This is a genomic window from Corallococcus sp. AB030 (assembly GCF_003668965.1).
In the GTDB taxonomy this organism is placed as follows: Bacteria; Myxococcota; Myxococcia; order Myxococcales; family Myxococcaceae; genus Corallococcus; species Corallococcus exiguus.
The window spans coordinates 1-17383 of the sequence record NZ_RAWQ01000221.1 but is presented as its reverse complement, the minus strand read 5'-3'; the positions used below and the strand labels follow the sequence as shown (position 1 = coordinate 17383).

The following is a 17383-nucleotide window of genomic DNA, read 5'->3' as shown; positions in this document are numbered from 1 at the left end:
AATCCGGCCCGGGCGCGGACGGGGGGACGGCTTATGGTGGGGGCATGGTCCAGAAAGGTCAGTTCCTGGAGCGCTCCACGCTCATCCCCGTGGGGTCGTCCGGCGCGGTGATGGAGGGCACGGTGCACCGGGGCCAGAAGTCGCCGCCGCTGCTCATCCTCCCTCCCCGGCCTGAGGAGGGAGGGGGGATGGATCACGTCCTGGCGGCGGAGTTGGCCTTCGCGGTGGCGAGGGCGGGCTTTCCCACCTTGCGCTTCAACCACCGGGGCGTGGGGGCCAGCCAGGGCGTCCGGGGCACCGGCGGGGCGCTGGTGGAGGACGCGGAGGCCGCGATGCGGGTGACGTTGGAGAACGCGGGGACGACGGCGCTCGCGGTGGCGTCCCTGTATGGAGGGGCCCGGGTGGCGTTGGCGCTCCAGGAGCGGCACCCGGCCGTGGGCGGACTGTGTCTGGTGGCGCCGGATGTGGACCCGCTGTCACTCGTGCGACTGTCGTGTCCGCTGCTGGTGATTGTGGGGGCGGAGGACACCCGGGTGCCCCGGGCGGCGCTGGCCGCGGCTGTCGCGGAGGCCGGGGGCGATTTAGAGGTCATCGACGATGCCGGGGCGACCTTCCATCGCAACCTTCCCCAGGTGGGGCGGGCGGCGGCGGCGTGGCTCCAGCGCCTGTCGGGTGGGTAGGGCGTTGGCGTGCAAACCGTTGGACTTCTTCACCTTTCTTCATCCCCTGCGCCTTGCACGGCCGGCCGGGGGGCGGACAGACTGAAAGCGCAGACCCAATCGTCCCGCCGTGCGTTCGTAGTGGGTCTTCGAGGCGTCTTCGTTCAAGGAGTGTCCCGATGCGGATGAGGCGATGGAACGTGGTTCTCGCGGCGCTGGCCCTGTCGGCCTCGGCGTGCGCTTCCGCATCGCGGGAGCCGGAGGCCCCCGCCGGGCAGGACCTGGCGGCAGCGCAGGCGGAGGTGTCCCAGGCGGTGGCGGAAGGCTCGGACGACGTGGTGTCCGGCGCCATCGTGGTGGACTTCAAGGACGGGACCACCAAGGAGCAGTTCGACGCCTGGGAGCAGGAGTGGGGCGTGGACCTGGAGTTCAACTCCCTGGAGGGTCCTCGCACGGGTGTCACGCTGGCGGTGGGCGTGGACGGCGTGGAGGACGTGCTCCAGCGCATCCGCCAGAACCCGGCGGTGGAGTCCGCCGAGCCGCTCATGCAGGTGCGCACCAGCTACACGCCGAACGACCCCCAGTTCGAGTCCCAGTGGAACCTCCGGATGATCGACATGCCGAAGGCCTGGGACGGCAACCGGGGCAAGGGCGTGGTGGTGGCGGTCATCGACACGGGCATCGCCTACGAGGACCACGACGACTTCAAGCAGGTGCCGGACCTGAAGGGCGTGTCGTTCGTGAAGGGCTATGACTTCGTCAACGACGACGAGCACGCCAACGACGACCACGGCCACGGCACGCACGTGGCGGGCACCATCGCGCAGGCCACCAACAACGGCGAGGGCGTGGCGGGCGTGGCGTTCGACGCGACGCTGATGCCGCTCAAGGTGCTGAACCACTTCGGCAGTGGCACCTCCGCGGACATCGCGGACGCCATCCGCTTCGCGGCGGACCACGACGCGAAGGTCATCAATATGTCGCTGGGTGGTGGCCTGTATTCGCAGGTCATGGCCAGCGCGGTGGAGTACGCGCGCAAGAAGGGCGTCACCGTGGTGGCCGCGGCGGGCAACACCGGGCGCGGCAAGGTGGAGTTCCCTGCGGCGTACCCGGGCGCGGTGGCGGTGAGCGCGGTGGGCCCGGCCGGCACGCGCGCGCCGTACTCGTCCTACGGCAAGGAGCTGGACATCGCGGCGCCCGGTGGTGACAAGAGCCGGGGCGATACGGGCGGCATCCTTCAGAACACCATCGACCCGCGCGACCCGTCTCTCTCCATCTACGCCTGGTACCAGGGCACCAGCATGGCCGCGCCGCACGTGGCTGCCGTCGCCGCGATGCTCTACGGCGCGGGCGCCACCACGCCGGACGAGGTGGAGCAGGCGCTCTACGCCGGCGCCAAGGCGACGGAGAACCAGGCCTGGTCGGAGGAGTACGGCCATGGCGTCCTCAACGCGAATGCCTCGCTGAAGGCCTTCAACGGTGCTTCGCCCCGGTGGCCGTCGCTGGGCTGGGCCGCGGCGCTGCTCGCGCTGGTGCTGCTCACGCTGCGTGGACGCGAGCGCCCGGGCTACCTCAACGTGCTCTTCCGCCCGGCGTTCCTCGTGCCGTTGGTACTCTCCACGGTGGGCTTCTTCTTCCTGCGCACCTGGTTCGCGGGTGCGGCGGGCGCGGCCCAGGACGTGGTGAGCGTGGCGTCGCTGCCCATCCCGGACTGGCAGCGCATCATCTTCGGCCGGGGCGCGGTGAATCCGCTGTTCTACAGCGCGCTCATTCCCCTGGTGCTGTCGCTGCCGGCCATCGCGTGGCGGGGCTTCCGGCCGGCGGTGGGCGGCCTGGCGTTGGGCTTCGCGGGCTTCCTGGCCTACGCGGCGTGGGTGGGCGCTCCGGCGCTGGCGTGGATGCCGTTCACCTTCCTGGCGAAGCCGTGGCTGGGCTTCAACACGGTGGTGTGCCTCGTCATCGCCCGCGCGATGCTCAAGCGGGAGGACGCATGAAACTCTCCGGCACGGTGCAGTACCAGGACCTGGAGGGCGGCGTGTGGGTCCTGAAGGCCGACGACGGCCGGACGTACCAGCTCGCGGGCGGTGACCGGAAGATCAAGAAGGACGGTCAGCGCATCTCCGCCGAGGGCAGCATCCAGCGCGACGCCGTCACCGCCGCCATGGTGGGGCCGGTGTTCCACGTCAGCTCGTACAAGTCGGAGTGACGTCGTGCCCGGGGGGAGTCATCCCTCCGGGCCTCAGCGGCTGCGCTTGTCCTTGCCGGGGCCATAGGCCTCCGACTGGCGCAGCCGCTCTTCTTCGTAGGCCTCCATGGGCACCTCGCCCTTGCGTACGGCGTCGCGGAGCTGCCGCATGGCCTTGCGCTCGGCCTGGAGCGCGGGAGCCGCGTCCTTGGGCAGCGGATCCACCGGGTGCTGGACGTCGTAGACGCTCAGCGACACGCCACGCCCATCCACGAGGCCCAGCCCCACCAGGGACAGCGTGGCCGCCATCACCCAGGGCAGCAGCTGGAGGGCGAAGAGGGGCACGGGCTTCGTGGCGCGCACCTCCTCATCGCTGGGGGGAGTGCCGCGTCCCCACACGGAAGGGAAGTGCCGGGACGCTGCGCGCAGGCCCAGCAGCGCCGTCCAGCCCACCAGCACCAGACCCACCACGGCGCGCCAGTCCGTCACGTCGTCCGTCGCTCCGTCCTTCGCGAGCCCTGAGTGCGTGGCGATGAGGAACAGCGCCGATGACACGATGTTGTTGGCCGCATGCGCCGCGATGCCCGGCCACAGCGAGCCGGTGCGCCAGAAGAGCCAGCCGAACAGCAATCCCAGCTCCGCGCGGGCGAGGAAGCCCACCGGATCCAGGTGGAACGCGCTGAACACCACGGACGAGATGATCAGCGCGCGCCAGGGGGATGCGGGGGCTGGCGGCGTCAGGGAGCGCTGGAAGAGGCCGCGGAAGAAGACCTCTTCGCACAGCGGAGCGGCCACGGACACGCCGCCCAGCAGCAGCGCCAGCTCAATCGGCGTCTGGCCTTCGAAGAGGCGCGAGGCGTCGAACATCTCCCGCAGCCATGCGGGAGCCACCTTCTGCGCGAGGAACTGTACGGGCACCACCACGCCGACGAAGTTGGCCACGCCCAGCAGGAAGCCGAACAGGGTGGGGGCGCCCAGGAACGGCGTGAGGCCCACGTACGCGGCGGGCCGGTACCCCGAGCGGCGCAGCATGATCCACGCGAGGCCCAGGAAGAGGAACACCTCCGTGAACCACACGCCGAAGGCGGGGTTGAGCAACTGGGTGACGGCGCCCACCGTCACGAAGAGCCCGAAGGCCAGGGCCGCGGCGAGCACGGGGTGGGGCGGCGACAGCGGCGCGGGGGCCTCCGCCGGCCGCGGGTCGCTGGAAGGGAAGGCTTCGTCCACCGTGTCGTCTCCTGCCCCCTCTCCGTCAGGCGGAGAGGGGTGGGGTGCCGCGTTCGCTTCGAGGAGGAAGTGCTTCGTCAGGCCCGGTGGAGGTAGCCGCGGATCTCCTCCGCGAGCGGGTTCTTCCGGGGAAGCTCCGCCGCCGCGGCCGGGTCACCCAGCCGCAGCTTCTTGTCCTCTTCCACGAGGATGCGCTGATCCAACAGGTACTCCACCGCGTTCTCCAGCGTCGTCTTCGCCAGGGACTCGGCGGCGGTGATGCGGCCGGCGTTGTACTCGCCGCGCCCCGTCTCCAGCGCCAGCTTGACGAACGTCTTGCGGTCGGTGGCCACGCCCGCGGCCACGTCCGGCAACGTCATGGCGGCCAGCAGGTAGGCCTCCAGGAAGTCGCGCAGCAGGTCCGCCAGGAACTCCAGGTCCGGCTGGGCGTGGGCCTCCGGCGCGCGCGTGAGCGTGTCGCCCTCGTGGATGACCAGACCCATGCGCACGAGCCGCTCCACGCACTCGGCGAAGATGGTGTCGAACGACGCGCCCACCCGGTAGATGAACTCCACCTTGAAGAGGCGCGACAGGAACAGCGCGCGGGCCTTCACGGTGTCGTACGGCGCGGGCGTGCCCGCGAGCAGCGCGTTGGCCACCAGGCTGCGCGCGGCCACCAGGTTCATCAGCGTGTTCTTGTAGAAGGACATCTCCGGGCGGCGTGAATCCTCCACCTGGTAGCTGACCTCGCCGCGCGCCTCCTTCGTGCGCACCATCTCGTCGGAGATGAACTCACGCATCGCGTCCTGGATGGGGCCCAGCGTCTCCGGGTTGCTCGGCGCGTTGGCCAGTTCCTTGGACAGCCGCGCGCCGTCCTCGGAAGCGATGCGGCGCAGCAGGCTGATCCGATCCGTGAGCTCGCGCTGGGTGAGGCCGCGCCGGCGGTGGGCCAGCAGCGACGCGCTCACCAGCGCGTGAGGCGTGACGGTGGACACCTTGCTGATGCCGTACATCACGCGGTTGCCCAGCGCGCGCACCAGGCCCTTCTTCTGCTCGTCCGTCACCGGCTCCTGCGGCGACAGGCCACGCGCCTGCATGAACTCCACCAGCGACAGCGGCTCGTCGAAGGTGAGGTGGATGCGCCCGTAGCGCGCGGCCAGCACCTTGGGCGCGCTCAAGAGGGCCTTCAGGTCCTCCGGCTTCTTCTCCCCGCCGGCCAGCTCCTTCGAGTAGCTGTCGGACTCCACCACCTTCTCGTAGTCGATGGAGACGGGCACGAAGTAGAGGTCGTTGCGCGCGCCATCCAGCACCGCCTCGACCTGCCACGTGAGCATGCCCAGCTTGGGCGTGAGCAGCTTGCCCGTGCGCGAGCGGCCACCCTCCGGGAAGAACTCCTGGTGGATGCCGTCATGCACCAGCTTCTTGATGTACGCCTTGAAGGACGCGGCGTAGACCTTGTCGCCCTTGAACGAGCGACGCAGGAAGAACGCGCCGCAGCGGCGGAACAGCACGCCCAGGGGCCAGAAGGACAGGTTCGCGCCCGCGGCCACCAGTGGCGCGGTGTAGCCCCGGTTCCAGAGCACCCAGCTCATCACCAGGTAGTCCACGTGGCTCTTGTGGCTGGGGCAGAGCACCACCGGCGCCTTGCCCGCGGCCTTGAGCGCCCGGTGCAGCCCGGCCTCGTCCACGCCGATGCCGTCGTAGATGCGGTTGAACACCCACTCCAGCATCGGCGCGATGAGCGCCAGCACGGACGGGTTGGGCTTGGCGGCAATGGCTTCCAGGTTGCGCTGGGCCTCGCGGTACACGCTCGAGGGCTTGCGGCCCGTGGCGGCGGCGTGCTCGTCCAGCACCTTGCGCAGCTGACGGTCGCGCAGCGTCTCCTCGATGAGCCGGTCCGTGGGCTTCTGCGGCGGGCCGAACACCGCGCGCGTCTCACGCGCGAGGAACACGTGCAGCGTGCTGCGCACCTTGCGCGCCAGCACCTCGTCGCTGACGCCCGGGTTCTCCTCGATGAAGCGGCGCAGGTCGATGGGCTCTCCCACGCGGAACTGCGCGCGCTTGTAGTTGCGGAAGAACGCCACCATGGAGTGCACGAAGCCCGGTGCCTCCGGGCTTCCGAACAGCGCGTCGCGCCAGCCCGGCTTGAGCTTCGCGGGGCGCTTCTCCCAGACGAACAGCTCCGGCACCAGGAACACCGGGCGCTCGGAGCCGCGCGCCAGCCGCACCAGTTCGGGGAAGGGGTCCTCGCGCGTCTCCTTGCCGGAGGCATGCAGGAGCGCCGTGCGGCGCAGGAACACCAGGCCGCTGCCGCCCTGCTCGCGGGCGTAGCGGAAGCGCTCCTCCACCGCGCCGCCCTGCGCCGTCTGGCGCCAGGGTTTGGTGAACCAGGGGCGCAGGTTCACCACCGCGCGGATGGGCGGCATGGCCCGGCGGACCATGGCCCACGCGATGTAGAGGAAGTTGATCCACGCCGTGGTGCGCATGACGTGCACCACGAAGCCCCGGGCGCTGAGCGCGCGCAGCTCGTTCTCGGCCTCCGGCGGGAAGTGCACCCCGTCGAAGTACCGAGCCCCGAGCACCCGGGACATGGGACCGAATTCCTCCTTCAAAGCCTCTCCTTGCGTCGCGGTCTGCGCCAGCGCGGTGTCCATCGCAGCCCCCCAGGCTACATGTTTTCCGGCGTCGGGATGCCCAGCAAGGTGAGCCCCGCCGCCAGCGTGATGCGCGTCGCGTCCGTGAGCGCCAGCCGGGCCGCGCGCACCGCGTCATTCCCCTCCACGAGGATGCGCTTGTCGCGGTCCTTGTTGCCGGCCGTGTAGTAGCGGCTGTACGCCGCCGCCACGTCCAGGAGCAGCCGCGCCACCAGGCTGGGCTCGTACTGCTCCGCCGCCGCCTTCACCGTGTCCGGCAGCCGCATCAGCTCACGCACCAGGGCCTGCTCTTCCGGGAGCGTGAGCAGGGACGGATCATACGCCGAGGGCACGCCGCCGCCCTTGCGCAGCACGTTCGCGCTCCGGGCATGCGCGTACTGGAGATAGGGCCCCGTGTGCCCCTCGAGGCTCGTCACCTCGTCCCAGTCGAACGTGTAGTCGCTGGCGCGGTTGTGCTTGAGGTCGCCGAAGACGATGGCGCCCAGGCCGATCTGCTCCGCCAGCGCCTCCGCGTCGGTCGTCTCCAGGTTGCCCTGCGCGACGTTCTCTTTCACGCGCTGGAGCACGCGCTCCTTCGCCTCGTCCAGCACCTGATCCAGCTCCACCACCTGGCCCTTGCGCGTGCTCATGCCGTGGATGCGGCCGAACGGCACGTGCACGCACTTGTCCGCCCACGGCTGGCCCATCTCCGTCAGGGTGCGGAACACCTGCCGGAAGTGCAGCGCCTGGTCCTGCGCGACGACGTAGAGCGACTTGTCGAAGTTGAAGCGCGCGTGGCGGTCCTCTGCGGCGGCCAGATCGCGCGTGGCGTAGAGCGTGCTGCCGTCGTTCTTCTTGAGGAGCACGGGCGGCTCGCCGTCCGCGTAGGGCATGTCCACGATGATGGCGCCCTGGGACTCCTTCACGCCGGGCTTCTTCGCGATCTGCTCGATGACCGCGTCCATCTTGCCCTGGTAGCGGCTCTCGCCCTCGATGTGCTCGAAGTCGATGCCCATGCGCGCGTAGACGCGCTTGAAGCCCTTGAGGCTCGTCTCCCGGAACTGGTTCCAGAGCTTCATCGCCTCCGGATCGCCCGCCTCCATGCGGCGGAAGAACTCGCGGGCCTTCTCATCGAAGGCCGGGTCTTCACCGGCGCGCTTGTTGGCCTGAACGTAGACCTGGACCAGATGCGCCATGTCCTCCCGGAGTTCCTCCTTGCCGAACTCCTGGAAGCCCACGGCCACCAGGCCGAACTGCTTGCCCCAGTCACCCAGGTAGTTGACGCCCTCCACGCGCCAGCCCAGCGCGCGGTACAGGTTCGCGATGCAGTGGCCCAGGAACGTGGTGCGGATGTGGTGGAAGCCAATGGGCTTGGCGATGTTGGGCGACGAGTAGTCGATGACCACCGTCTTGCCCTTGCCGTCCTCCGCGTCGCTGCCGTAGGCGAGCCCCGCCAGTCGCACGCCGTCGATGACCTCCTGGGTGAAGGGGAGGGGGAGGAATCGCGCGTTGACGTAGGGGCCCACGGCCTTGACCTCCAGGCCCGGGACCTGGAGCGCCTGCGCGAGCTGCGCGGCGATGGCGGGGGGCGCCTTCTTCTGCGCCTTGGCGAGAGGGAAGGTGGCGAAGCTCAGGTCGCCGTGCGCGGGATCCGCGGGCTTGACCTGGGGCTCGATGTCAGCGGCGGGGACACCCAGGGCCCCGGCGAGGGCCTGGGCGAACGCGGCGCGATAGCGGCTATAGACAGAAGTGCTCATGGACCGCGCGGATACTACCCAAGGCGGGGCGCCTTCCATCCACCTCTTCTGTGGGGAAGGCGTCAGAGCGTCATTCAGGTCACGGCGGGGCCGCGGCTCTTGGGGCGCACCACCGAGGCCACGGTGTCCAGCAGCTTGGGCAGCTTCAGGGGCTTCTCGAAGTACCCGTCGATGCGGTCCGGCCCTTCACCCGAGGTGAGGGACGCGACGTCGCTCGCGCCGGAGATGATGTAGACGACCACGTCCGCCAGCGACTCCGTGGTGCGGATGTAGTGGAGCACGGAGCGTCCGTCCTCCCCCGACAGCCGCAGGTCCAGCAGCACCATGGCCGGCCGGATGTGGGACAGGATGGAGCGCGCCTCGGCGGCGCCGGAGGTGGCCATCACCCGGTAGCCCTCCTGCTCCAGCACCTGCTCCAGCACCTCGCGGCAGTCCACGTCGTCCTCCACCAGGAGGATGCCGCCCGCCTTGGGCGCGGCCTGGTTCACGTCCGGGGCGCTCACGGCGCTCGCGAACAGGGGCAGGACCATCTGGAACGTGCTGCCCTCACCCAGGATGCTGCTGGCGTCCACGCGGCCGCCGTGCAGCGCGACAATCTTGGCGACCAGCGGCAGGCCCAGGCCCGTGCCCGGGGGACGGGGCATGCCCGGCTGCGCCCGGTAGAACGAGTCGAACACGTGCTCCAGGGCTTCCGCCGTCATGCCCTGGCCGGAGTCCTTCACGGTGAGGACGCCCAGGCCCTCGCTGGACGACACGCTCACCTCGACGACGTCCTCCGTCTCGCTGTGATGGATGCCGTTCTCCACGAGGTTGTGGATGGCCTCGGAGATGCGCTCGCGGTCGCCTCGGACGAACACCTCCGGGCAGGGGGGAATCACCACGCGCACGCGGCTGTGCTCCGCGACGGCGCCCAGCCCGCGCACCACCTCTTCCGCCACGGCCTTGAGGCCGAAGGGGCGCTGGTTGAGCTGCATCTTCCCGGACGACAGCCGGGACATCAGCACCAGGTCGTTCACCTGCTGGAGCAGCCGGTCCGCGTTGCGATCACAGATCTGCACCGCGCGGCGCTGCCCGTCCGTCAGCGTGCCCAGCTTTTCCCGGCCCAGCATGGCCAGGTAGGCCTTGATGGTGGTGAGCGGGTTCTTCAAGTCATGGGACACATTGCCGAGCAGCTCCTCGCGGTTCTGCTCCAGGCTCTTCAAGCCCGCGATGGCCGTCTGCAGGTCCTTGTTGCGCCGGGCGCTGTCGTCGCGCAGCCGGGCCACCTCGTAGGCGGCGGTGAGCTGCGACGCCAGTGACTGCATCAGCACGTCGGACGCCTTCCGGCGCGCGCCCAGCACCACCAGCACGCCCGTCACGCCTTGCGGTCCCTCCAGGGGCACGGCGACGGTGTCGTCCTCACGCAACAGCGCCTTGTCGGTGAAGCACCGGCCCACCACGCCCTCGCCCGGGACGGCGGCGGTGACGCGCTCGTCGTAGCGTCCGCGCACGTGCTCCACGTGCAGTTGGTTGCGCGACGGGAAGTGGCGCGCGACGTAGCAGACCTTCGGCTTGAGCAGCGTGTGGAGCGTCTGCAGCTGCGCGCGCAGGGCCTCGGTGGGGCCCGCGTTGTCGGTGAGCTGCCGGCCCATCTCCAGCAAGGCCTGGGCGGCGGTATCGGTGTCCACCGGAGGAGGCGGTTTCGCCGCCCGCTTCGGTGGAGCCTTCTTCGCGATGGTGGCGGGGCGCAGCGGGACGACCTCTGCGAGCTGCGGACCCTTCTTCTTCGATGGCACGCGTGAATCCTGCTTCATGTCTCGCGTGGGAGGGAACCGCACCGAAGCCCGGTGCCCTCCACCAACGCCGAGCGTGTCAGGTGCCCGACAGCCCCCCAGCCCCGTTGTCCGCTTCCCTGGCCGGGGTACTGGAATGACTCAGGGTCGGCGCTGGATGCGGCCGTCCTTGTCGAGGCTGTAGGGCTCCACGAGGGCGGCCTGCACCTTCTCCTGGTAGCCCTGCACGCCGAAGCCGCTCTCCGCCAGGGCCGACAGCGCCACGGTCTGCACGCGGCGCGCGGTGTCCTCGGAGGTGAGCAGCTTGAGCAGGGGCTCGCGCGCCGGCTCGTACTTCAGGGGCCCCAGGACGTTGATGGCGGCGATCTTCACGTCGTCGGACATGTCCTCCAGGAAGGGGAGGACGGCCGGGGCCACGCGCGGATCCTGCTTGCCCAGCACGTGGTGGAGCAGCACGACCTTCTTCTCCGGGTCGCGCGTGTAGCGGGAGGACAGGTGCTGGAGCGTGTCCGCGATGACGCCCATGAGCGCGTCCTCGGCGAGCAGCTCCTGGAGGATGCGCAGCGCCCAGGACGTGGCCTGATCACTCGACTTGAGGAAGGCGCTCACCGGCGCGACGGCGTCCTGGCCGAAGTGCTTGATCAGCTCGAAGGTGTGCTCTTTCTCGTCGGCGTCGGTGGTGAGCGGGTCCACGGTGATGGTGAACCGGCTGAGCAGCACCGTGACGGCCTCGGGGTACTTCATCTCCCCCAGCTGCTGCAGGGCCTTCTGCCGCGTGGACGGCTCCCCGTACTTCTGGGTCACCTTGGACTTGAGCTTGAGGGCTTTGTCGGGGCCCGAGCCGCCCGTGAGGAAATCGAAGAGACCCATAAGTACGTACCCGCTCCGGAATCGGAAGAGTGGAGGCGCGATGTAGGACGGTGCGCCTTCCAGGACAAGTGGCAACGACAACTACAACGTCAGCTCCCGGCGCACGTCGCCCCGGTAGGCCCGCGCCAGCGTCTCCGCGGCGGCCCGGACCTCGTCCGTGGCCTCCTCGGGGACCTTCACCTGGAGCAGCAGGTACATGTCGCCCGGAGTACCGCCCCGGAGCGACGGCACGCCGCGCCCCTTGAGCCGCATCTTGCGGCCGGACTGTGAACCTGGAGGCACCTTCAGCGTCACCTCACCCTGGAACGTAGGCACGCGCACCTCGCCGCCCAGCAGCGCCTCGGAGACCGTCACCGGCAGGTCCAGGTAGAGGTCGTCGCCCTCGCGGCGCACCAGCGGATGCTCGGCCACCTCCGTCTCGATGTAGAGGTCCCCCGGAGGGCCCCCCTGGACGCCCGCCGCGCCCTGGCCGGCCAGCCGCACCTTGGAGCCGGTGACGACGCCCGCCGGAATCTTCACCGTCAGCCGGGTCGTCTCCTCCTTGATGCCGCTCCCACCGCACTGGGAGCAGGGCTCCGGGGCCTTCCCGCTGCCGCGGCAGGTGGGGCACACGCCGGATCCGCCGAACATGGCGCCGCCCCGCCGGGCCCGGCCCGTGCCGTTGCAGGTGGGGCACGTCACGAGCTTCCCGGTGTTGCCCTCGCCGTGGCACTTGGAGCAGCGGCCCGGCCGCTGGAGCGTCAACGTGCGCTCGGTGCCGGTGACGGCCTCCGCGAGCGAAACCTGCACGCGGGTCGTCAGATCATCGCCGCGCTCGGCCGCGGTGGACCGGCTGCCGCCCCGGCCCCGCCCGAAGAGGTCGTTGATGTCGAAGCCGCCAGCGCCCCCGCCGCCTCCGCCCGAGCGCCCGAAGATGTCGTTGAAGAGGTCCCCCAGGTCCACGCCCTCGGTGCTGAAGGGGATGCCGCCGCCCCCGCTGCCCCCGGCCGCCTGGGCGGCGCGGTACTGGCGGTAGGCCGCGGCCTTCTTCTCGTCGAAGCCGATCTTCTCCGCGTCCTCGCCGAACTCGTCGTAGAGCGCGCGCTTCTTCGTATCGCCCAGCACCTCGAAGGCGGTGTTGATGCGCTTGAACTTCTCCTCCGCCCCCTTGTCGCCAGGGTTGACGTCGGGGTGGTGCTGGCGCGCCAGCTTCCGGAAGGCCTTCTTGAGGTCGTCCGCCGAGGCCGTCCGTGGCACGCCCAGAATCTGGTAGTAGTCGTCAGCCATAGGTTTTGAGGGTGGTGCAGTACCCGACAAAGGAGAACGTAACCAGCGGTGCGGTGAGCGCCAGCACGGGATGTCCGGACAGCACCGCGATGGTTACAGTCGCCGCAAGATGAGGAAGGCCATGCCAGCACCGCGCGCCCGCCGGAAGGCCCCTCTGTGGCTGGCATGCGGGCTACTCCCGGCGGCTCTGGGCACCGCCCCGGGGTCTGGGGGGACCGCCCACGCCGCCCCCCCGCCGCCCGCTCCCTCCGTGGAGGAGGGCAGGGTGGTGGACCGCGTCGTGGCGGTCATCGAGGGCCAGGTCCTCACCCAAAGCGAGCTGGAGATGGAGGCCCGGGTGGCGCTGATCCAGCGAGGGGCCGTGCAGGGCGCCGCCCTGCCTCTGGATGAGCAGACGCTCCGGGGAGCCCTGGAGCTCTCCATCAACCAGCGCCTCCAGGTCCTGAGCGCGGATCGCCTGCAGGCCTTCCCGGCCGAGCCGGCGGAGGTGGAGGCTCGGCTGGAGGCCGTCCGGGCGCGGCTGGGAGGAGAGGCGGCGCTCCAGCGCTTCCTGGACCGGCATGGCGTAAACCGAGACGCCCTGGTGGCCGTGCTGGCGCGGGGCCTGCGGGCGGAACGAATCCTCGACAGCCGCGTCCGGTTGAAGGCACAGGTGAGCGAGGCGGAGGTCCGTCACCACTATGATGCCCACCGGGACCTGTACCCCGGTGAGTTCGACCAGACGGCGCGCACGGCCATCCGCGAGGAGTTGGTGCGGGCGCGCTACGGAGAGCTGGCGGCCCAGGCCCTGGCTGAAGTACGCAAGTCAGCGCAGGTACGGCGGGTGGCGCCCTTCGCGCGGGAGGCACGGCGATGAGACGGCTGCGGGACGACGGGACGCCCGACAAGGGAAAGGGCTTCCTGATCCGGCAGATGACCGTGGATGACATGCCGGCGGTGATGGCGCTGGAGAAGGCGTCCTTCAAGAACCCCTGGTCCACGGAGCTGCTCGGGCGCGAGCTCCAGCACGACTGGTCCACCATCCTCCTCGTGGAGGAGCCGGTGCCCGAAGGCGGAGTCGTCCTGCTGGGCCTTGCCATCTTCTGGATCGTCCACGACGAGGTCCATGTCCTCAACGTCGCCACCGCTCCCGTTCACCGCCGCCGGGGCGTCGCGCGCGTCGTGATGGAGGAGGTGCTTCGCCGGGGCGTGGCGCGGCGCTGCTCGCTGGCCACCCTGGAGGTGCGTCGGGGCAACGAGTCCGCCCTCAACCTCTACCGCTCGCTGGGCTTCCGGCCGGTCGGCATCCGCCCGAACTACTACGCGGACGAGGGCGAGGACGCGATCGTGATGGTCCTCGACTTCTAGGGGCGTAAGGGAGTAGAGCGTCCGGCCGTCGTCGCAGTCCCAGGTTTTTCGGGTGTGAGGGAATGCACCCGGGTCCTCTGGCCGGTTCTGGCCCAGGGGCAGGCCATGCTTGACACCCCGGGGGCCCTCCCTATACTCGCGGGCCTTTTGTGTAGCCTGTAGGTAGATATGCTCCGCTTTCGTGTAGCCGGACGCGGGGTTCCCACGAAGAAGAGGTTTCAGTGCCGACCATCAGCCAGCTCGTCCGCAAGGGCCGCGAGAAGCTCAACATCAAGGGCAAGAGCCCTGCCCTGAAGGAGTGCCCCCAGAAGCGCGGTGTTTGCACGCGCGTCTACACCACGACCCCGAAGAAGCCGAACTCGGCCCTCCGCAAGGTGGCCCGCGTGCGTCTCACCAACGGCATCGAGGTGACTTCCTACATCCCCGGCGTGGGTCACAACCTCCAGGAGCACTCGGTGGTCATGATCCGCGGTGGCCGTGTGAAGGACCTCCCGGGCGTTCGCTACCACATCATCCGCGGCACGCTGGACTCCGTGGGCGTTGCCGGTCGCAAGCAGAGCCGCTCCAAGTACGGCGCCAAGCGCCCGAGCTAGTCCGGTTCTCCCGCGCGTCGTTGGCGCGGAACACCTTCGCGGTATCTGAAGCAGTGTTGGACGCTGGCCCCACACCCTGGGGAGTGTCCCTGGAAGTTCCAAGCAGTGTTCTTGAAGCCCCTGAACAAGGCTTTCCTCCGAGTGAGGAGAGTGGGGCGTAAGGGAAGAGATGCCTCGTCGTCGCGTAGTCGCCAAGCGGAAGATTCTCCCGGATCCGAAGTTCCAGGACCGGCTCGTCACCAAGTTCGTCAACGACCTGATGCGCAAGGGGAAGAAGTCCATCGCGGAGGGCGTGTGCTACGGCGCCTTCGCCCTCATGGAGGAGCGCGCGAAGGAAGACCCCCTCAAGACGTTCAAGAAGGCCCTGGACAACGTCAAGCCCGTCCTCGAGGTGAAGAGCCGCCGCGTCGGTGGCGCCACCTACCAGGTCCCCGTGGAGGTCCGTCAGGACCGCCGCGTCGCGCTGGGCATGCGCTGGATCATCTCCTACGCCAAGGCGCGTGGTGAGAAGACCATGCAGGAGAAGCTGGCCGGCGAGATCATGGACGCCGCCAACAACCGCGGTAACGCGGTGAAGAAGCGTGAAGACACGCACAAGATGGCGGAAGCCAACAAGGCCTTCGCTCACTACCGCTGGTAGGTCCCGAAAGGGGCTTCGCGGTTGCCGCCCGGATGCGCTGCCAGCGTCCGGGCGGTTTCGTTTATCTGCCCTGGCAGAAGCCCAAGAGAAGTCCGGAAGGAACCGAGTCATGGCCCGTGAGTTCCCCCTCGAGCGCTACCGCAACATCGGCATCATGGCGCACATCGATGCCGGCAAGACGACCACCACCGAGCGGATCCTGTTCTACACAGGCGCCATCCACAAGATGGGCGAGGTGCACGAAGGCACCACCACCACGGACTGGATGGTCCAGGAGCGCGAGCGCGGCATCACCATCACCTCCGCGGCCATCAGCGCCTTCTGGGAGCGGACGGGCCAGCGCTACCGCGTGAACATCATCGACACGCCGGGCCACGTGGACTTCACCATCGAGGTGGAGCGCTCGCTGCGCGTGCTCGACGGCGCCATCGCGGTGTTCGACGCGGTCAACGGTGTCGAGCCGCAGTCGGAGACGGTGTGGCGCCAGGCGGACCGCTACAAGGTCCCGCGCATCTGCTTCATCAACAAGATGGACCGTGTGGGCGCGGACTTCGAGATGTCCGTCGGCACCATCAAGGAGAAGCTGGGCGCGCGCCCCGTGCGCATGCAGCTGCCCCTGGGCAGCGAGGACAAGCTCAAGGGCGTCATTGACCTGGTGCGCATGAAGGCGCTGGTGTTCCAGGACGCGGAGCAGGGCAGCCGCTTCGAGCTCCAGGACATCCCCGCGGAGTACCAGGAGGCCGCCGCCGCCGCGCGCGGAGATCTGCTGGAGGCCGCTGCCGAGCAGGACGACGCGCTCACGGAGAAGTTCCTCAACGGCGACGAGCTGACCGAGGACGAGGTGCGCGGCGCCATCCGCAAGGGCTGTGTGGGGCTGAGGCTGTTCCCGGTGTTCTGCGGCTCGGCGTTCCGCCACAAGGGCGTGCAGCCGCTGCTGGACGCGGTGGTGGACTACCTGCCCAGCCCGCTGGACATCCCGCCGGTGCAGGCCAAGACGCCCAAGGGCGAGGACGTCATCCGCGAGACGCGCGACGACGCGCCCTTCAGCGCGCTGGCGTTCAAGATCATGAACGACCCGTCCTTCTCCTCGCAGACGCTGACGTTCCTGCGCGTCTACTCGGGGAAGCTGGAGGCGGGCACTGCGGTGTGGAACTCCGTGAAGGGCAAGCGCGAGCGCGTCAGCCGGCTCGTGCAGATGCGCGCGGACAAGAAGGACGAACTGACGGAGTGCTACGCCGGCGATATCTGCGCGGTGGTGGGCCTGAAGCTGGCGAGCACGGGCGACACGCTCTGTGACGACAAGCAGCCCGTCATCCTGGAGCGGATGGAGTTCCCGGAGCCCGTCATCGACATCGCCATCGAGCCGAAGTCCACCGCGGACCAGGACAAGATCATCCAGGCCCTGCAGCGGCTGGCCATGGAGGACCCGTCCTTCCGCGTGCGCTCCAACGAGGAGACGGGCCAGACGCTCATCGCCGGCATGGGCGAGCTGCACCTCGAAATCATCGTCGACCGGCTCCTGCGCGAGTTCAAGGTGGACGCGAACATCGGCAAGCCGCAGGTGGCCTACCGCGAGACGGTGACGGCGACGAAGGTCGCGGAGGGCAAGTACATCCGCCAGGCGGGTGGCAAGGGGCAGTACGGCCACATCAACCTGCGCGTGTCCCCGAACGAGCCCGGCAAGGGCTTCGAGTTCGTCAGCACCATCACCGGTGGCGCCGTGTCCAAGGAGTTCGTGGACGCCGCGCGCGACGGCGCGAAGGAGGCCATGCAGAACGGCCCCGTCGCCGGCTACCCCATGGTGGACGTGAAGGTGGAGGCCTACGACGGCTCCATGCACGACGTGGACTCGTCGGAGATGGCCTTCAAGATCGCCGGCTCCATGGCCTTCAAGGACGCGGTCCGCGCGGCGAACCCCGTCCTGCTGGAGCCCATCATGGCCACGGAGGTCGTCACCCCGGAGGCCGCCATGGGCGACGTCATCGGCGACCTGAACGGCCGGCGCGGGAAGATCCTGGGCATGACGCCCCGGCCTGGCGGCGTGCAGGCCATCCAGGCGGAGGTGCCCCTGGCCGCCATGTTCGGGTACTCGACCGACCTGCGCAGCAAGAGCCAGGGAAGGGCGACCTACACCATGCAGTTCAAGCACTACGCACCGGCGCCGAAGTCAGCGCTCAACCCGAGCTACTGACCTCCCGTCCGTCAGGGGAGCCGCCGGGCGAATTCTGTTGACGTTCCAGCAGCTTTGAAGCACACGCAGCACCCCTCGGAAGTTCTCCCGAAGTCCTATACCGCCGGGGTCGCACCGGCGGCGTCGTGAGGAGCGGTTCATGTCCAAGGAAAAGTTCGATCGCAGCCTGCCCCACGTGAACATCGGAACGATTGGGCACGTGGACCACGGCAAGACGTCGCTGACGGCGGCCATCACGAAGGTGCTGGCCAAGACGGGCGGCGC

15 protein-coding genes are annotated in these 17383 nt (G+C 69.3%); 9 read left to right on the top strand and 6 right to left on the bottom strand.

Annotation, left to right across the window (positions count from 1 at the left end):
- Window positions 1-44: 44 nt before the first annotated feature.
- The 3 genes from D7Y15_RS36225 (at window position 45) to D7Y15_RS36215 (ending at window position 2865) form a co-directional block, all read left to right on the top strand.
- Entirely contained in the window at window positions 45-680 is a 636-nt protein-coding gene (locus D7Y15_RS36225; protein WP_121755436.1) for an alpha/beta hydrolase, read from the top strand.
- Between the two features lie 158 nt (window positions 681-838).
- Window positions 839-2653, top strand: coding sequence for a S8 family serine peptidase (locus D7Y15_RS36220; RefSeq protein WP_121755435.1), 1815 nt, complete (start codon window positions 839-841; stop codon window positions 2651-2653).
- Window positions 2650-2865 (top strand): DUF5818 domain-containing protein, encoded by a 216-nt coding sequence (locus D7Y15_RS36215; RefSeq protein WP_120580769.1) that lies wholly within the window; start codon window positions 2650-2652, stop codon window positions 2863-2865. Before D7Y15_RS36220 ends, D7Y15_RS36215 begins: the two co-directional genes overlap by 4 nt.
- A gap of 33 nt (window positions 2866-2898) precedes the next feature.
- Here the strand turns inward: D7Y15_RS36215 and D7Y15_RS36210 are convergent, their stop codons facing one another.
- The 6 genes from D7Y15_RS36210 to D7Y15_RS36185 all read right to left on the bottom strand — a co-directional run bounded on the left by D7Y15_RS36210 (window position 2899) and on the right by D7Y15_RS36185 (window position 12348).
- On the bottom strand, window positions 2899-4071 hold the full coding sequence (locus D7Y15_RS36210; protein ID WP_233597445.1) for a type II CAAX endopeptidase family protein: 1173 nt from the start codon (window positions 4069-4071) through the stop codon (window positions 2899-2901).
- A gap of 77 nt (window positions 4072-4148) precedes the next feature.
- Window positions 4149-6704 carry a 1-acyl-sn-glycerol-3-phosphate acyltransferase gene (locus D7Y15_RS36205; protein ID WP_120580768.1) on the bottom strand — a complete coding sequence of 852 codons (2556 nt, stop codon included), beginning with the start codon at window positions 6702-6704 and terminating at the stop codon, window positions 4149-4151.
- A 14-nt stretch (window positions 6705-6718) separates the two neighbouring features.
- Window positions 6719-8440 (bottom strand): arginine--tRNA ligase, encoded by a 1722-nt coding sequence (gene argS / locus D7Y15_RS36200; RefSeq protein ID WP_120580767.1) that lies wholly within the window; start codon window positions 8438-8440, stop codon window positions 6719-6721.
- Between the two features lie 74 nt (window positions 8441-8514).
- Entirely contained in the window at window positions 8515-10215 is a 1701-nt protein-coding gene (locus D7Y15_RS36195; protein ID WP_120580771.1) for a hybrid sensor histidine kinase/response regulator, read from the bottom strand.
- Between the two features lie 138 nt (window positions 10216-10353).
- Window positions 10354-11082, bottom strand: coding sequence for a HEAT repeat domain-containing protein (locus D7Y15_RS36190; RefSeq protein ID WP_120580766.1), 729 nt, complete (start codon window positions 11080-11082; stop codon window positions 10354-10356).
- A gap of 81 nt (window positions 11083-11163) precedes the next feature.
- Window positions 11164-12348, bottom strand: a complete 1185-nt coding sequence (locus D7Y15_RS36185; protein WP_121755434.1) for a DnaJ C-terminal domain-containing protein — start codon at window positions 12346-12348, stop codon at window positions 11164-11166.
- Window positions 12349-12613: 265 nt separating this feature from the next.
- Here D7Y15_RS36185 and D7Y15_RS36180 point away from each other — a divergent pair, with 265 nt between their 5' ends.
- The 6 genes from D7Y15_RS36180 to D7Y15_RS36155 form a co-directional block, all read left to right on the top strand.
- Window positions 12614-13204, top strand: a complete 591-nt coding sequence (locus D7Y15_RS36180) for a hypothetical protein (RefSeq protein WP_233605226.1) — start codon at window positions 12614-12616, stop codon at window positions 13202-13204.
- Entirely contained in the window at window positions 13201-13695 is a 495-nt protein-coding gene (gene rimI / locus D7Y15_RS36175) for a ribosomal protein S18-alanine N-acetyltransferase (RefSeq protein ID WP_120581491.1), read from the top strand. Before D7Y15_RS36180 ends, rimI begins: the two co-directional genes overlap by 4 nt.
- A gap of 221 nt (window positions 13696-13916) precedes the next feature.
- Window positions 13917-14288 (top strand): 30S ribosomal protein S12, encoded by a 372-nt coding sequence (gene rpsL, locus D7Y15_RS36170; protein WP_014395857.1) that lies wholly within the window; start codon window positions 13917-13919, stop codon window positions 14286-14288.
- Window positions 14289-14457: 169 nt separating this feature from the next.
- Window positions 14458-14928, top strand: coding sequence for a 30S ribosomal protein S7 (gene rpsG, locus D7Y15_RS36165; protein ID WP_014395858.1), 471 nt, complete (start codon window positions 14458-14460; stop codon window positions 14926-14928).
- Between the two features lie 109 nt (window positions 14929-15037).
- Window positions 15038-17119, top strand: coding sequence for an elongation factor G (gene fusA / locus D7Y15_RS36160; RefSeq protein WP_120581490.1), 2082 nt, complete (start codon window positions 15038-15040; stop codon window positions 17117-17119).
- 139 nt (window positions 17120-17258) lie between these two features.
- The coding region (locus D7Y15_RS36155) for a GTP-binding protein (RefSeq protein ID WP_233588040.1) at window positions 17259-17383 on the top strand (125 nt) is incomplete at its 3' end.

Coding starts and splice junctions, on each gene's coding strand:
- D7Y15_RS36225 (WP_121755436.1), top strand. CDS start 45: ATGGTCCAGAAAGGTCAGTTCCTGGAGCGCTCCACGCTCATCCCCGTG.
- D7Y15_RS36220 (WP_121755435.1), top strand. CDS start 839: ATGCGGATGAGGCGATGGAACGTGGTTCTCGCGGCGCTGGCCCTGTCG.
- D7Y15_RS36215 (WP_120580769.1), top strand. CDS start 2,650: ATGAAACTCTCCGGCACGGTGCAGTACCAGGACCTGGAGGGCGGCGTG.
- D7Y15_RS36205 (WP_120580768.1), bottom strand. CDS start 6,704: ATGGACACCGCGCTGGCGCAGACCGCGACGCAAGGAGAGGCTTTGAAG.
- argS (WP_120580767.1), bottom strand. CDS start 8,440: ATGAGCACTTCTGTCTATAGCCGCTATCGCGCCGCGTTCGCCCAGGCC.
- D7Y15_RS36190 (WP_120580766.1), bottom strand. CDS start 11,082: ATGGGTCTCTTCGATTTCCTCACGGGCGGCTCGGGCCCCGACAAAGCC.
- D7Y15_RS36185 (WP_121755434.1), bottom strand. CDS start 12,348: ATGGCTGACGACTACTACCAGATTCTGGGCGTGCCACGGACGGCCTCG.
- rimI (WP_120581491.1), top strand. CDS start 13,201: ATGAGACGGCTGCGGGACGACGGGACGCCCGACAAGGGAAAGGGCTTC.
- rpsG (WP_014395858.1), top strand. CDS start 14,458: ATGCCTCGTCGTCGCGTAGTCGCCAAGCGGAAGATTCTCCCGGATCCG.
- fusA (WP_120581490.1), top strand. CDS start 15,038: ATGGCCCGTGAGTTCCCCCTCGAGCGCTACCGCAACATCGGCATCATG.